Genomic DNA, 14,267 nt, shown 5'->3' with positions numbered 1-14,267 from the left:
CGTTGCGTTTGCGTCGGTCAGCCGCCGAACTCCTGCAGACCCTTCAGCGCCTGGTCCAGCAGTGCCTGGCGGCCCTCCAGCTCCCGCTCGAGCTTGTCGGCCTTGGCGTTGTTGCCCTGGGCGCGCGCCTGGTCGATCTGGCCCCTCAGCTTGTCCACGGCGGCCTGGAGCTGGCCGGTCAGACCCGCGGCACGCGCGCGTGCCTCCGGGTTCGTCCGGCGCCACTCGGCCTCCTCGGCCTCCTGAATGGCCCGCTCCACCGCGTGCATCCGGCCCTCGACCTTGGGCCGGGCGTCGCGCGGCACATGGCCGATGGCCTCCCAGCGCTCGTTGACCGAGCGGAACGCGGCGCGCGCCGCCTTCAGGTCGGTCACCGGGAGGATCTTCTCGGCCTCCTCGGCCAGCTCCTCCTTGAGCTTGAGGTTCTCGGCCTGCTCGGCGTCCCGCTCGGCGAAGACCGAACTGCGGGCGGCGAAGAAGATGTCCTGGGCGCCGCGGAAGCGGTTCCACAGGTCGTCCTCGTGCTCGCGCTGGGCGCGCCCGGCGGCCTTCCACTCGGTCATCAGCTCGCGGTAGCGCGCGGCCGTGGGACCCCAGTCCGTCGAACCGGACAGCGCCTCGGCCTCGCCGACCAGCCGTTCCTTGGTCTTGCGGGCCTCCTCGCGCTGCGCGTCCAGCGACGCGAAGTGCGCCTTGCGGCGCTTGGAGAACGCCGAGCGGGCGTGCGAGAAGCGGTGCCACAGTTCGTCGTCCGACTTGCGGTCCAGGCGCGGCAGACCCTTCCAGGTGTCCACCAGCGCACGCAGCCGCTCACCGGCCGCCCGCCACTGGTCGGACTGCGCCAGCTGCTCCGCCTCGGTGACCAGGTCCTCCTTGGCGTGCCGCGCCTCGTCCGACTGCTTCGCCCGCTGCTGCTTGCGCTCCTCGCGCCGCTTCTCGACCGTCTCGACCAGCTTGTCGAGGCGGGTGCGCAGGGCGTCCAGGTCACCGACCACGTGGTGCGCGTCGACCTGCTCGCGGATGTGGTCGATGGCGGTCTGGGCGTCCTTCGCGGACAGGTCGGTGGTCTTCACTCGCTTCTCGAGGAGGCCGATCTCGACAACCAGGCCCTCGTACTTGCGCTCGAAGTAGGCCAGCGCCTCCTCGGGGGAGCCGGCCTGCCAGGATCCGACGACCTGCTCGCCGTCGGCCGTACGCACGTACACGGTCCCCGTCTCGTCGACGCGTCCCCACGGGTCGCTGCTCACAGCGCCTCCTCCACATGATGCCTGCGAGGGGCTTCGGCGCCCCCGGGCATCGTCCACAGTTTCGTCACGGCCAACATAGGCGACCGGCGGGTTGCCTGTCCGCATCCCGCGCGACCGAAATTCGCACCTCGGGGTCCCGACGAGGCCCCCGGAGCGGTCAGGACTTCGTGACGGTCGCCTTGTTGATCACGACGGTCGCGTTCGGCGCCGTGTTGCCCGTCGTCGGGTCGGCGGCCTGGGCTCCGGCGGCGGCGATCTTCTTGAGGACCGTCATGCCGTCCTTGGTGATCGTGCCGAACGGGGTGTAGTCGGCCGGCAGCGGGCTGTCCTGGTAGACGAGGAAGAACTGGCTGCCGCCGCTGTTGCGGCCCTTCTTCGTCTGGGAGTTGTACTGGTTGGCCATGGCGACCGTACCCGCCGGGTACACCTGCCCCTTGAGGCTCTTGTCCTTGAGGTTCTCGTCCGGGATGGTGTAGCCGGGACCGCCGGTGCCGGTGCCCGTGGGGTCGCCGCACTGCAGCACGTAGATGCCCTGGTCGACCAGTCGGTGGCACTTGGTGTGGTCCAAGTAGCCCTTGGCGACGAGGAAGTTGAACGAGTTGACGGTGTGCGGCGCCGCAGCGGCCTTGAGGTCGATGTCTATGTCACCGCACGTCGTGGCGAGGCTCATCGTGTACTTCGCCGACTTGTCGATGGTCATCGCCGGCTCCTTCTTCCAGCTCAGCTTCTTCACCGAGCCCTTGGCCGGCTTCGCGCACGGGTCGGGAGCCTTGCTGGTCGCGGCGGCGCTGGGGCTCGTCTCCGCGCTGGCGTTGGACTTGTTGTCGTCGTCCTTGAGTACCCCGGTCGTGTAGATCGCCACGCTGCCGATCAGGATCACGCCGAGCACCGACGCGATCACCGAGTTGCGCATCTTCGCCTTGCGCCGCGCGGCCGTGCGCCGCTGCTGCTGGCGCAAGAACTTCTCCCGGGCGAGCTGCCGCTTGCGCTGTTCCTGGGTGACCACCGGGTTCTCTCCTCATGCGTCTCGTACGTCGACCGGTACGCGTGTGTCTTGTGAGCCGACCGTCTGCGTGTGCCCCGTACCGTATATGGGTTCGCTGAGGAATCGGCAGCGCCGGTAGGCTCTGACGACAGCTGCGGCCATTCGTCGACAGCTGTTGCAGCCGCCCTAATCGACACAACGAAGGACGATCGTGCTCATTGCCGGGTTCCCCGCCGGGGCCTGGGGGACGAACTGTTATCTCGTCGCCCCCGCCGCCGGTGAGGAGTGCGTGATCATCGACCCCGGCCACCAGGCCGCCCAAGGCGTCGAGGAAGCGCTGAAGAAGCATCGGCTCAAGCCCGTCGCCGTCGTCCTCACCCATGGCCACATCGACCACGTGGCCTCGGTCGTCCCGGTGTGCGGCGCGCACGACGTACCGGCGTGGATCCACCCCGAGGACCGCTACATGATGGCGGACCCGGAGAAGGCGCTCGGCCGTTCCATCGGCATGCCGCTGATGGGCGAGCTGACCGTGGGGGAGCCCGACGACGTCAAGGAGCTGACCGACGGTGCGAAGCTGGCGCTCGCGGGTCTGGAGTTCTCCGTCGCGCACGCGCCCGGCCATACCAAGGGGTCGGTGACCTTCCAGATGCCCGAGACGACCGAGATCCCCTCGGTGTTCTTCTCCGGGGATCTGCTCTTCGCCGGCTCCATCGGACGCACCGACCTGCCCGGCGGTGACATGGCCGAGATGCTCGACTCGCTGGCCCGCGTGTGCCTGCCGCTCGAGGACTCGACCGTGGTCCTGTCCGGCCACGGCCCCCAGACGACCATCGGCCAGGAGCGCGCCACCAACCCGTATCTGCGGCAGGTGGCCGCCGGCCCGGGAGCGAACCCCGCTGCCGCTCCCCGACGAGGAATGTGACGAGAGACTTCCCGTGAGCACCTTCAAGGCCCCCAAGGGCACGTACGACCTGATCCCGCCGGACAGCGCGAAGTTCCTGGCGGTCCGCGAGGCGATCGCCGCCCCGCTGCGCAACTCCGGCTACGGCTACATCGAGACCCCCGGCTTCGAGAGCGTCGAGCTCTTCGCGCGCGGTGTCGGCGAGTCCACCGACATCGTGACCAAGGAGATGTACGCCTTCGAGACCAAGGGCGGCGACAAGCTGGCCCTGCGCCCCGAGGGCACGGCGTCCGTGCTGCGCGCGGCGCTGGAGGCCAACCTGCACAAGCTGGGCAACCTCCCGGTCAAGCTCTGGTACTCCGGCTCCTACTACCGCTACGAGCGCCCGCAGAAGGGCCGCTACAGGCACTTCTCGCAGGTCGGCGCCGAGGCGATCGGCGCGGAGGACCCGGCGCTGGACGCCGAGCTGATCATCCTGGCCGACCAGGCGTACCGCTCGCTGGGGCTGAGCAACTTCCGCATCCTGCTCAACAGCCTGGGTGACAAGGAGTGCCGTCCCGTCTACCGGGCCGCGCTGCAGGACTTCCTGCGCGGGCTGGACATCGACGAGGACACGCGCCGCCGCGCCGAGATCAACCCGCTGCGCGTCCTGGACGACAAGCGTGAGTCGGTCCAGAAGCAGCTCGGTGACGCCCCGCTCCTGCGCGACTACCTGTGCGACGCCTGCAAGGCGTACCACGAGGAGGTCCGCGAGCTGATCACGGCGGCGGGCGTCTCCTTCGAGGACGACCCGAAGCTGGTCCGTGGCCTGGACTACTACACCCGTACGACCTTCGAGTTCGTCCACGACGGTCTGGGCTCGCAGTCCGCGGTGGGCGGCGGCGGCCGCTACGACGGCCTGTCGGAGATGATCGGCGGCCCCGCGCTGCCGTCCGTCGGCTGGGCACTCGGCGTCGACCGCACGGTCCTGGCGCTGGAGGCGGAGGGCGTCGAGCTCGAACTCCCCTCCACGACCAGCGTGTTCGCGGTGCCGCTGGGCGAGGAGGCCCGCCGGGTGCTCTTCGCCAAGGTCACCGAGCTGCGCAAGCTGGGTATCGCCGCCGACTTCTCCTACGGCGCCAAGGGGCTCAAGGGCGCCATGAAGAACGCCAACCGCAGCGGCGCCCGCTACACGATCGTCGCCGGCGAACGCGACCTCGCCGAGGGCGTCGTACAGCTCAAGGACATGGACTCCGGGGAGCAGTCGGCGGTCGGGGTGAACGAGATCGTGGCGGAGCTGGAGTCGAGGCTGGGCTAGCACGGCCGTTGGGCGAGGGCGCCGGACCGCAGCGATCTGCGATTGCCGGCGCCCTTGTCGTTGGCCGGGCAACTCGCCGAAGGAGTGCGATCACCGTGACCCTGCGGCTCGGTCTGGCTCGCAGCCTCAACGGCCAGGCCCGCCACGAGGAGGCCCTCGCCGAGGCACAGCGCGCCGAAGAGCTGAGCCGCGGCCTGCCGGACGACGAACGCCGCCAGGAGGCCGGCGCCGTCGAACTGGCCCTGGCCACCGCCCTGCTGGGCCTGAACCGCCCGGCCGAGGCCCGCCCCCGGGCCGCGGCCGCCCACCAGGCCTGCGTGACCGCCTTCGGCCCGGACCACTACCGCACGACCGAGGCCCAAGCACTCCTGAACCGCATCGACGCCCCGTGACAGGACACGTGCGTCACTGCTCGAGCAGGCCGTACCGCATCGCGTTCGTCACCGCAGCCGTGCGGTCGGTCACGCCCAACTTGGCGAAGGCCCGCAGCAGATGGGTCTTCACCGTCGACTCCCCGATGAACAATCGTCGGCCGATCTCCGCGTTCGTGCAGCCCTCCGCCACCAGTCGCAGCACCGCCGTCTCCCGGTCCGACAGGCGGGGGCGTTCCGGCTTGGAGCGCAGTTGGTCGACCAGGCGGGCCGCGACCGACGGGGCGAGTACCGTTTCGCCGCGGGCGGCTGCCCGTACCGATTCCGCGAGTTCGCTGCGGGGCATGTCCTTGAGCAGGTAGCCCGCCGCGCCGGCCTCCACCGCCCGCAGGATGTCCCGGTCCGTTTCGTACGTCGTCAGGACGATCACCCGGCAGGGCAGCCCCGCCTCGCCCATCCGCACGATCGAGTCGACGCCCCCGCCGCCCGGCATCCGCAGGTCCATCAGCACGATGTCGGGGCGGAGTTCGGCCGCCAGCGCCTCCGCCTGCGGACCGCTCGCCGCGTCGGCGACCACCTCGAGGTCCGGCTCGGCGCTGAGCATCGCCCGCAGCCCCTCCCGTACGACGGGATGGTCGTCGGCGAGGACGATCCGGATCACGATGAACTCCTTACGGGCGATACGGGCAGACTGACCGTCACCGTCGTGCCGTCGCCCGGTGTGCTGCTGATCCGGGCCGTTCCGCCGACCTCGACGGCACGCGCGCGCAGGCCCGCCAGACCGTAGCCGTCGCCGGGGACGTCGGGATCGAAGCCGCAGCCGTCGTCCCGTACGGAGACGGTGAGCGTGTCCTCGGCGTACGCCAGCTCGATGCCCACCACGGCCGAACTCCCCGCGTGCTTACGGGCGTTGGCCAGGGCCTCCTGGCAGGAGCGCAGGGCGACGACCTCGGGGCCGGCGGGCAGCGGGCGCACCGGACCGGTCACGTCGAGCATCGCCTGGTGGCGGGCGGCCAGGCGGCGCAGCGCGCCCGGGAGGGAGGTTCCGTCGAGGTCGGCGGGTGCGCCGCCCGCGACCAGGGCGCGGGCCTCGGCGAGGTTCTGCCGGGCCGTCTCGTCCATCAGCGCGAGATGGCGGCGGGCCTGCGGGAGGTCGTGGTCGAGCTCGGCCTCCACCGCCTGGATCAGCATCAGCAGACTGGTGAAGCCCTGCGCGAGCGTGTCGTGGATCTCACGGGCCATCCGTTCGCGTTCGGTCACCGCGCCGTGCGCGGCCGAAAGGCGCGAGATCTCGTGGCGGCTGGCGTCCAGTTCGGCGATCAGCTCCGCACGCTCCTGGCTCTGCTCGATGATCCGGATCACCCAACTGCCCACGGCCACCGAGAAGATGAGGGTGACCACGGCGAACAGCCCGTTGAAGAAGACGTCCTGGTCGCTCGGCCACCACAGCAGCGCCCAGCCCACCACCGGCGCCAGGTTGATCACGGCCACTGTGGTGATCGCCCACCGCATCCGCAGCGTCATGAAGCACTGGGGGACGAGCGCGAAGGTCATGAGCCGCGTCTCGCCGACGAGAATTGCCGAGGGCAGGAACAGGGCCGTCATCGCGACGAGATAGCCGAGGGCCTGGCGCTCGGGCGGCGGATCGCCCTTCAGCAGCGGGCGGCCCACCCACACGAAAAGGGGGATCAGCGGCACCAGCAGCGCCGCCGCGGTGATGCGGACCGGCCACCCCGGGTGTCCCGTGCCGAGCACGAACGCCAGGGTGGCCAGCCAGATGAGGGCGAAATAGGTGTCCCACAGCCGGAAGGAGCGATCCCAGGTGTAGGCGCCCGTCGCCCCCGCCGACTTGTTCATCCGTCGCGCCGGTTCTTCCACCGGAAGGTCAGCAGACACAGCACCAATCCTCCGACGCACCAGGCCGCGAGCACCAGCGCCACCTTCCCGAACTCCCAACTGCCGGTCTGCTCCAGGATCCGCGCCGAGTCCGGCAGGAACACCCCGCGCAGCCCCTGGCACATCCACTTCAGCGGGAACAGCGCCCCGATGTTCAGCATCCAGTCGGGGATGGTGTCGATCGCGATGTACACCCCGGAGATGAACTGCAGGATCAGGAAGGGGAGTACGACCACCGAGGTCGCGCTCTTGCCGGACTTCGGGACCGAGCTGATCGAGATACCGAGCAGCGCGCACGCCGTAAGACCGAGCACGAAGATCCACACGAAGTCGAACCAGTGGGTCGCGTCGGACGGCAGATCGACGTCGTACAGGGTGGTGCCGACCAGCAGCAGGATCGCCGTCTCCAGCAGACCGGTGAACAGAACCAGCCAGATCTTGCCGAGGAAGTACGCGGCCGGCGGCATCGGCGTGCCGCGCAGCCGGCGCAGCACCTTCTCGTCCCGCTCGATCGCGATCGAGATGCCGAGGGACTGGAAACTCGTCGACATGATGCCGGCGGCCATCATCGCCGGGACGTACAGCTGGGAGGCGGTGATGCCCGCGTCCTGCACGTCGTCCTTGAAGATCGACGCGAACAGGAAGAGGAACACGACCGGGAACGCGAAGGTGAACACCACCTGGTCGCGCTGCCGGAAGAACTGCTTGATCTCCAGCGCACCCCGCTGCAGCCCCAGCCCCCACGCCCCGGGCAGCCGCTCGGCGGGCGCCTCGGTCCGGGTCCTTACGGCGGTCGTGGTCATCGCGCGTCCTCCTGTCCGGTCAGCCGGAGGTAGACGTCCTCCAGGGTGGGGCGGGTCACCTTCAGGCCCGGGATCTCGCCGTCGAAGCGGTGCATGAGCCCGGCGACCGTCCGGGTGGGGGTGTCCGTGCGCTCGGTGCGCGTGACACCGTCCGGCTCGGTCCACTCGACCGTGGCCCGGGTGCCGTACCGCTCCCGCAGTGCGGTCGGTCCGCCCTCCGCGACGACCCGGCCCTTCGCGACGACGGCGAGCCGGTCGGCGAGCGCCTCCGCCTCCTCCAGGTAGTGCGTGGTGAGCAGGATCGTCGTGCCCTCGTCGGCGAGCAGCCGGATCAGGTCCCAGAACTGCCGCCGGGCCGCCGGGTCGAAACCGGTCGTCGGCTCGTCCAGGAGCAGCAGCTCGGGATCGCCGATCACCCCCAGGGCAACGTCCAGCCGACGACGCTGGCCCCCCGACAGTGCCTTGATCCGGCTGCCCGCCTTGGCCTCCAGGCCCACCAGGCCGATGACCTCCTCCGGGTCGCGCGGCCGCGGGTAGTAGCGGGCGAAGTGCCGTACGGTCTCGCGGACCGTCAACTCGGCGGGCGCGGATTCGTCCTGCCAGACGATTCCGACACGTGACCGCCACGCGCGCGTGCCGCTCGCCGGGTCCGCGCCCAGCACGGACACCTCGCCCGCATCCCGGCTCCGGTTGCCCTGGAGGATCTCCACCGTCGTGCTCTTGCCCGCGCCGTTCGGCCCGAGCAGGCCGAACACCTCGCCGCGCCGGATGCCCAGATCGACGCCGTCCACCGCGGTCACGTCCCCGTACTGCTTGCGCAGCCCCCGTACGTCCACCGCGAGTTCGTTCGCGTGTGTTGTCATGCCGTCGAGCCTCGTCCGGAACCGAACGCTCAGGGACGACCGTGCGTACTTCCTTATGTCCACCGAACGGTGGACAGTGGCCCTGGTGCGGCACAATGGCCCGTGCCCGAAGAAGGTCCAACTCTCAAGCAGACGGAATCGGCGTGATGAGCAAGACGACAGTCAAGGACGTCTCCACCGAGCCCGAGCCGAGCAACGCGGCCCCGGAGCCGCGCACGGTGGGCGGCAGTCGCGCCTTCGCCCTGCTGCTGATCATCACCGGCGCCGCCGGTCTGCTCGCGGCCTGGGTCATCACGATCGACAAGTTCAAGCTGCTCGAGGCCAAGGTCGAGGGCAAGACCTTCACCCCCGGCTGCAGCCTGAACCCGGTCGTCTCCTGCGGCAGCGTCATGGAGTCCAAGCAGGCCGCCGCCTTCGGCTTCCCCAACCCCATGCTCGGCCTGGTCGCCTACGGCATCGTCATCTGCGTCGGCATGAGCCTGCTGGCCCGCGCCCGCTTCCCGCGCTGGTACTGGCTCACCTTCAACTTCGGCACGCTCTTCGGTGTGGCCTTCTGCACCTGGCTGCAGTTCCAGTCGCTGTACCGGATCAACGCGCTGTGCCTGTGGTGCTCCCTGGCCTGGGTCGCGACGATCACCATGTTCTGGTACGTCACGTCCTTCAACATCCGCAACGACTTCCTGCCGACCCCGCGCTGGCTGAAGAGCTTCTTCGGCGAGTTCACCTGGGTCGTGCCCGTGCTGCACATCGGCATCATCGGCATGCTGGTCCTGACCCGCTGGTGGGACTTCTGGACCAGCTGACGGTCCCGAACGGATTGTCAGTGCGGTGATTTAGGGTTTCAGCGTGGAGCCCGACCTGTTCACCGCAGCCGCAGAAGAACGCCAGGAGAAGGACCCGACCGGCAGTCCCCTGGCGGTGCGGATGCGCCCGCGCACCCTCGACGAGGTCGTGGGCCAGCAGCATCTGCTGAAGCCCGGCTCGCCCCTGCGCCGCCTGGTCGGCGAGGGTGCGGGAGGCCCCGCCGGACCGTCCTCGGTGATCCTCTGGGGCCCGCCCGGCACCGGCAAGACGACCTTGGCGTACGTCGTCTCCAAGGCCACCAACAAGCGCTTCGTCGAGTTGTCGGCGATCACCGCGGGCGTCAAGGAGGTCCGCGCGGTCATCGACGGCGCCCGCCGCGCCACGGGCGGGTACGGCAAGGAGACCGTCCTCTTCCTCGACGAGATCCACCGCTTCAGCAAGGCCCAGCAGGACTCCCTGCTCCCGGCGGTCGAGAACCGCTGGGTGACGCTGATCGCGGCGACGACGGAGAACCCGTACTTCTCGGTGATCTCCCCGCTCCTGTCGCGGTCCTTGCTGCTGACCCTCGAGCCCCTCACCGACGACGACGTCCGGGGCCTGTTGAAGCGGGCGCTGAGCGACGAGCGCGGCCTCAAGGACGCCGTCACCCTCCCCGAGGACACCGAGGACCACCTTCTGCGCATCGCCGGCGGAGACGCCCGCCGCGCGCTGACCGCCCTGGAGGCCGCGGCCGGAGCGGCCCTCGACAAGGGCGAGACGGAGGTCTCCCTGACGACCCTGGAGGAGGTCGTCGACCGGGCGGCGGTGAAGTACGACCGCGACGGCGACCAGCACTACGACGTCGCCAGCGCCCTCATCAAGTCGATCCGCGGCTCCGACGTCGACGCCGCCCTGCACTACCTGGCCCGCATGATCGAGGCCGGCGAGGACCCCCGCTTCATCGCCCGCCGCCTGATGATCTCCGCGAGCGAGGACATCGGCCTGGCCGACCCGGGCGCCCTGCCCATAGCGGTCGCCGCCGCCCAGGCCGTCGCCATGATCGGCTTCCCCGAGGCCGCCCTCACCCTCAGCCACGCCACCATCGCCCTCGCCCTGGCCCCGAAGTCCAACTCCGCGACCATGGCGATCGGCGCGGCCCTGGAGGACGTACGCAAGGGACTGGCCGGACAGGTGCCTCCGCACCTGCGCGACGGCCACTACAAGGGCGCCGCCAAGCTCGGGCACGCGCAGGGGTACGTGTATCCGCACGACCTGGCCGAGGGCATCGCCGAGCAGCAGTACGCACCGGACGCCCTCAAGGACCGCGAGTACTACGCACCCACCCGGCACGGGGCGGAGGCGCGGTACGCGGACGCGGTGGAGTGGACCAGGAAGCACCTCGGTCGTAAGCGGTCCTGAGCACCCTGTAGACTTCGCCGAAGTGCTGAGTCCCGCGCAGTCAGAGCAGGACATCCAGCCGGAACCCCAGCGGGTTCCAGGAGCGTCGCGCACCGTCGAACGGTGTCGCGGGCAGCCCACCACCACTCGTCGTACGACGGGAACGGTCGGTGGGCCACTCGCGTGCTGCACGTATGTGCCCAGACCAGGGGAGCGGCTGCCCACCCCGTCCACTCGGACGAGGAGGGTTTCCCCGGCTGCGGATGCGACCTCCCTCAACCCTGACAAGCCGAAAACCAAGAAATGAGACAGAGACAGTGGCGAATCAGTCCCGCCCCAAGGTCAAGAAGTCGCGTGCCCTCGGCATCGCGCTGACCCCGAAGGCCGTCAAGTACTTCGAGGCCCGCCCCTACCCGCCGGGTGAGCACGGCCGTGGCCGCAAGCAGAACTCGGACTACAAGGTCCGTCTGCTGGAGAAGCAGCGTCTGCGCGCGCAGTACGACATCTCCGAGCGCCAGCTGGTCCGCGCCTACGAGCGTGCCTCCAAGGTGCAGGGCAAGACCGGTGAGGCCCTGATCGTGGAGCTCGAGCGCCGTCTCGACGCCCTGGTCCTGCGTTCGGGCATCGCCCGCACCATCTACCAGGCCCGTCAGATGGTCGTTCACGGCCACATCGAGGTCAACGGCCAGAAGGTCGACAAGCCGTCGTTCCGTGTCCGTCCCGACGACGTCGTGATGGTCCGCGAGCGCAGCCGCGAGAAGACCCTCTTCTCGATCGCCCGTGAGGGCGGCTTCGCCCCCGAGGGCGAGACCCCGCGCTACCTGCAGGTGAACCTCAAGGCCCTGGCGTTCCGCCTGGACCGTGAGCCGAACCGCAAGGAAGTTCCGGTCATCTGCGACGAGCAGCTCGTCGTCGAGTACTACGCCCGCTGATCTTCAGCAGGCGGTAGCACCACCTCAGCCCGCCGTCTCCCCGCCCTTCCGGGTGCGGGAGGCGGCGGGTTCGTGCATCTCCACCCGCGCCGTCGTGTGCCGCACCGGCCCCCGCGGCGACGGCACGGCGTCCAGCGGCCGCTCCAGCGCCCGCGACACCGCCGCCTCCCGCACCAGCCGCGCCCCTTCCCGTACGCACTCCTCGTACCGCTCGTCGCCCAGCCGCTCCCGGGCCATGGCCTCGCACAGCTCGTGCGGGGCGTTGTAGTACGCCGAGCCGAACAGCGGCAGGCCCACCGAGGGCCACATCCGGCCCGCTGCGCCCTGCAGCACCGCGGCCTCCGCCGCATCGCCCTGCACCGCCGTGACCAGGGCCAGCAGCTCGACCGACAGCACCGAGCCGAGCAGGTCGTGGAAGGCGTGGGCGCCGGCCAGGCAGTCGGTCAGCAGGGCACGGGCCCGTGCCGGATCGCCCTCGGCCCAGGCCGCGTACGCCAGGACGAACAGCGCATAGGCACGGGTCCAGCGTTCGCCGTGGTCCTCGCACACCTGGCGCACGTCCTCGCACAGCCGCACCGCGCCCGGCAGATCGCCCTGGAAGGCGCGGGTCATGGCCAGCTCGACCTGTGCCATCAGCACATTGCTGTTGAGCTCGCCGATCTCCTGGTAGCGGTGCAGCGCCGAGCGCAGCAGTGTCTCCGCACGCGCCATGTCGTCGCTGACCAGGGCCAGACACCCGCTGCGGTGCTCCGCATACGCGACGGCCGTCGGGTCAGCGGCGCGCTCCGCCTCCTCCCGGCACTCCTGCAGCGCCGCCAGCGCGGGCACCGTGTCGCCCTGCAGGATCGCCACATAGCCGAGCACCCACAGCGCCTTCAGCCGGGACTGCTCGTGCCCCGAGTCCTGCTGTACGACCTGCTCCAGCCAGTGCCGCCCCTCCGACAGGCGTCCGCAGCCCGCCCAGTAGAACCACAGCGAGCCCGCCAGGTACTGGCCCAGATGCGCCTCGTCCGGCTCGCTCAGACAGTGCTCCAGCGCACAGCGCAGATTCGGCAGCTCCGCCTCCACGCGCGCGGCCACCTCGGCCTGGCGCGGCGAGAACCAGTCCAGCTCGCACCAGGTCGCCAGGCCCAGGTACCAGTCGCGGTGCCGCCGTCGCAGCCGGAGCGCGTCACCCGTCGCCTCCAGCCAGTCGGCGCCGTACGCCCGGACCGTGTCGAGCATCCGGTAGCGCACACCCGTGGGTGTCTCCTCACGCGCGACCACCGACTGTGCGAGCAGTTCGGTGAGCACGTCGAGGACGTCGTCGGCGGCCAGACCGTGCCCACTGCACACGTACTCGACGGCCTCCAGGTCGAACCGCCCGGCGAACACCGACAGCCGCGACCACAGCAACCGCTCCTGGGGCGTGCACAGTTCATGACTCCAGCCGATCGCCGTGCGCAGCGTCCGATGCCGGGGCGGCGCGTCGCGCCCGCCGCCGGTCAGCAGCCGGAACCGGTCGTCCAGCCGCTCCAGCAACTGCCCGGGGGACAGGGCCCGCAGCCGCCCCGCGGCCAGTTCGACCGCGAGCGGGATCCCGTCCAGACGCCGGCACACCTCCCGTACGGCGGGGTCCTCGCCGGCCGCCACCCCGTGCCGCTGCGCCCGGTCGGCGAACAGCGCCACCGCCTCGTCCTCGCCCAGCGGCGCCAGCGGGAACACCCGCTCGCCCGCCACGGCCAGCGGCCTGCGCCCCGCGGCGAGCACCCTGAGCCCGGGCACCCGCCGCAGCAACTCGCCCACCAGCCCGGCACACGCATCCACCAGATGCTCGAACCCGTCCAGAACCAGCAGCAGTTGACGCTCGGCGAGATGCGCGAGCAGCGTCTCGCGCGGCAGCCGCGTCGTGTGGTCCGTCAGCCCGAGGGCTGCTACGAGGGCGTGGTCGACGAACTCCGGATCGCGCACCGGCGCCAGCTCCACCCGCCACACCCCGTCACGCGGCGCGCACCGCGCGGCCGCCCGCGCCGCGAGCCGTGACTTGCCGACCCCGCCCGCACCGGTCACCGTCACCAGCCGAGCGGCGTCGAGCGCCCGCGTCAGCCCGGCGAGTTCGGCCGTACGTCCGACGAAGGAGTTGGGTTCCAGGGGCAGATTGCCGTCCACGGAGCCGGCGCTGCACTGATGATCCCGCATGGAATACGGAGCGTACTGAGGCGTGTTCGTTCCGTACAATCGCTTCGCGCAACTCGGCAGCGCGCGGAGGGTAATCCGGTGCGGAGCCCCGTCCCCGGCGCGATAGGCTCGGTCCACTACTTTTCGATGTTCAGGCACGTTTCAGGGAGCGGGTGCACACGGTGTCCGGTGGAGAGGTGGCCGGGATCCTGGTGGCCGTCTTCTGGGCGATCCTGGTCTCCTTCCTCGCCGTCGCGCTGGCGAGGGTGGCCCAGACGCTCAGGGCGACCACCAAGCTGGTGGCGGACGTGACCGACCAGGCCGTCCCGCTGCTGGCCGACGCCTCCGCGGCGGTGCGCTCCGCGCAGACCCAGATCGACCGGGTCGACGCGATCGCGACCGACGTCCAGGAGGTCACGTCGAACGCCTCGGCGCTGTCGACCACCGTCGCCTCCACCTTCGGCGGCCCCCTGGTCAAGGTCGCGGCTTTCGGCTACGGCGTCCGCCGGGCCCTCGGCGCCCGCCGGGACGACGTGCCCGCCAAGGAGTCCCGGCGTACCGTGATCGTGGGCCGGACGGTCCCCGCGGCGCGGCGGGAGAAGCGCAAGTACCGCGGAAAGAAGGACTGAGC

14 protein-coding genes are annotated in these 14,267 nt (G+C 70.5%); 7 read left to right on the top strand and 7 right to left on the bottom strand.

Annotation, left to right across the window (positions count from 1 at the left end):
• Nucleotides 1–17 precede the first annotated feature (17 nt).
• The gene (locus tag ABZ880_RS09570) at nucleotides 18–1,247 is read right to left on the bottom strand and encodes a DUF349 domain-containing protein (protein ID WP_361259536.1); all 1,230 of its coding nucleotides are present in this window, start codon (nucleotides 1,245–1,247) and stop codon (nucleotides 18–20) included.
• 157 nt (nucleotides 1,248–1,404) lie between these two features.
• On the bottom strand, nucleotides 1,405–2,253 hold the full coding sequence (locus ABZ880_RS09565) for a peptidylprolyl isomerase (RefSeq protein ID WP_361259534.1): 849 nt from the start codon (nucleotides 2,251–2,253) through the stop codon (nucleotides 1,405–1,407).
• Between the two features lie 190 nt (nucleotides 2,254–2,443).
• On the opposite strand from ABZ880_RS09565, the gene ABZ880_RS09560 reads away from it, so the two are divergent.
• The 3 genes from ABZ880_RS09560 (at nucleotide 2,444) to ABZ880_RS09550 (ending at nucleotide 4,825) form a co-directional block, all read left to right on the top strand.
• Entirely contained in the window at nucleotides 2,444–3,157 is a 714-nt protein-coding gene (locus ABZ880_RS09560; protein ID WP_361259532.1) for an MBL fold metallo-hydrolase, read from the top strand.
• Between the two features lie 13 nt (nucleotides 3,158–3,170).
• Nucleotides 3,171–4,433: a histidine--tRNA ligase gene (gene hisS / locus ABZ880_RS09555; protein WP_361259529.1), complete on the top strand. Its 1,263-nt coding sequence runs from the start codon at nucleotides 3,171–3,173 to the stop codon at nucleotides 4,431–4,433.
• Between the two features lie 95 nt (nucleotides 4,434–4,528).
• Entirely contained in the window at nucleotides 4,529–4,825 is a 297-nt protein-coding gene (locus ABZ880_RS09550) for a hypothetical protein (RefSeq protein WP_361259526.1), read from the top strand.
• 13 nt (nucleotides 4,826–4,838) lie between these two features.
• On the opposite strand, the gene ABZ880_RS09545 is transcribed toward ABZ880_RS09550, so the two are convergent.
• Genes ABZ880_RS09545 through ABZ880_RS09530 form a run of 4 tightly spaced genes read right to left on the bottom strand, consistent with a single transcriptional unit; the run spans nucleotide 4,839 to nucleotide 8,366 of the window.
• Nucleotides 4,839–5,465 (bottom strand): response regulator transcription factor, encoded by a 627-nt coding sequence (locus ABZ880_RS09545; RefSeq protein ID WP_361259523.1) that lies wholly within the window; start codon nucleotides 5,463–5,465, stop codon nucleotides 4,839–4,841.
• Nucleotides 5,462–6,661 carry a sensor histidine kinase gene (locus ABZ880_RS09540; RefSeq protein WP_361259941.1) on the bottom strand — a complete coding sequence of 400 codons (1,200 nt, stop codon included), beginning with the start codon at nucleotides 6,659–6,661 and terminating at the stop codon, nucleotides 5,462–5,464. The genes ABZ880_RS09545 and ABZ880_RS09540 overlap by 4 nt, the downstream gene beginning before the upstream one ends.
• A complete protein-coding gene (locus ABZ880_RS09535) occupies nucleotides 6,658–7,503 on the bottom strand; it encodes an ABC transporter permease (protein WP_361259520.1) in 846 nt (281 codons plus the stop codon). Before ABZ880_RS09535 ends, ABZ880_RS09540 begins: the two co-directional genes overlap by 4 nt.
• Nucleotides 7,500–8,366: an ABC transporter ATP-binding protein gene (locus ABZ880_RS09530; protein WP_361259517.1), complete on the bottom strand. Its 867-nt coding sequence runs from the start codon at nucleotides 8,364–8,366 to the stop codon at nucleotides 7,500–7,502. Before ABZ880_RS09530 ends, ABZ880_RS09535 begins: the two co-directional genes overlap by 4 nt.
• Nucleotides 8,367–8,512: 146 nt before the next feature.
• Between ABZ880_RS09530 and ABZ880_RS09525 the strand changes: the two genes are divergently transcribed.
• From ABZ880_RS09525 to rpsD, 3 genes are all read left to right on the top strand, one after another.
• Nucleotides 8,513–9,169 carry a vitamin K epoxide reductase family protein gene (locus tag ABZ880_RS09525; protein ID WP_361259515.1) on the top strand — a complete coding sequence of 219 codons (657 nt, stop codon included), beginning with the start codon at nucleotides 8,513–8,515 and terminating at the stop codon, nucleotides 9,167–9,169.
• A gap of 43 nt (nucleotides 9,170–9,212) precedes the next feature.
• A complete protein-coding gene (locus tag ABZ880_RS09520) occupies nucleotides 9,213–10,568 on the top strand; it encodes a replication-associated recombination protein A (protein ID WP_361259512.1) in 1,356 nt (451 codons plus the stop codon).
• 296 nt (nucleotides 10,569–10,864) lie between these two features.
• A complete protein-coding gene (gene rpsD, locus ABZ880_RS09515; RefSeq protein ID WP_361259509.1) occupies nucleotides 10,865–11,479 on the top strand; it encodes a 30S ribosomal protein S4 in 615 nt (204 codons plus the stop codon).
• A gap of 24 nt (nucleotides 11,480–11,503) precedes the next feature.
• Here the strand turns inward: rpsD and ABZ880_RS09510 are convergent, their stop codons facing one another.
• On the bottom strand, nucleotides 11,504–13,657 hold the full coding sequence (locus ABZ880_RS09510; protein ID WP_361259506.1) for an AAA family ATPase: 2,154 nt from the start codon (nucleotides 13,655–13,657) through the stop codon (nucleotides 11,504–11,506).
• 152 nt (nucleotides 13,658–13,809) lie between these two features.
• Between ABZ880_RS09510 and ABZ880_RS09505 the strand changes: the two genes are divergently transcribed.
• Entirely contained in the window at nucleotides 13,810–14,265 is a 456-nt protein-coding gene (locus ABZ880_RS09505; protein ID WP_361259503.1) for a DUF948 domain-containing protein, read from the top strand.
• Nucleotides 14,266–14,267 lie beyond the last annotated feature (2 nt).

The sequence above is a fragment of the Streptomyces sp. NPDC047043 genome (genome assembly GCF_040644055.1).
GTDB lineage: Bacteria > Actinomycetota > Actinomycetes > Streptomycetales > Streptomycetaceae > Streptomyces.
Note: the sequence above shows the minus strand (reverse complement) of the source record. Positions and strands in the feature narration are given on the sequence as shown.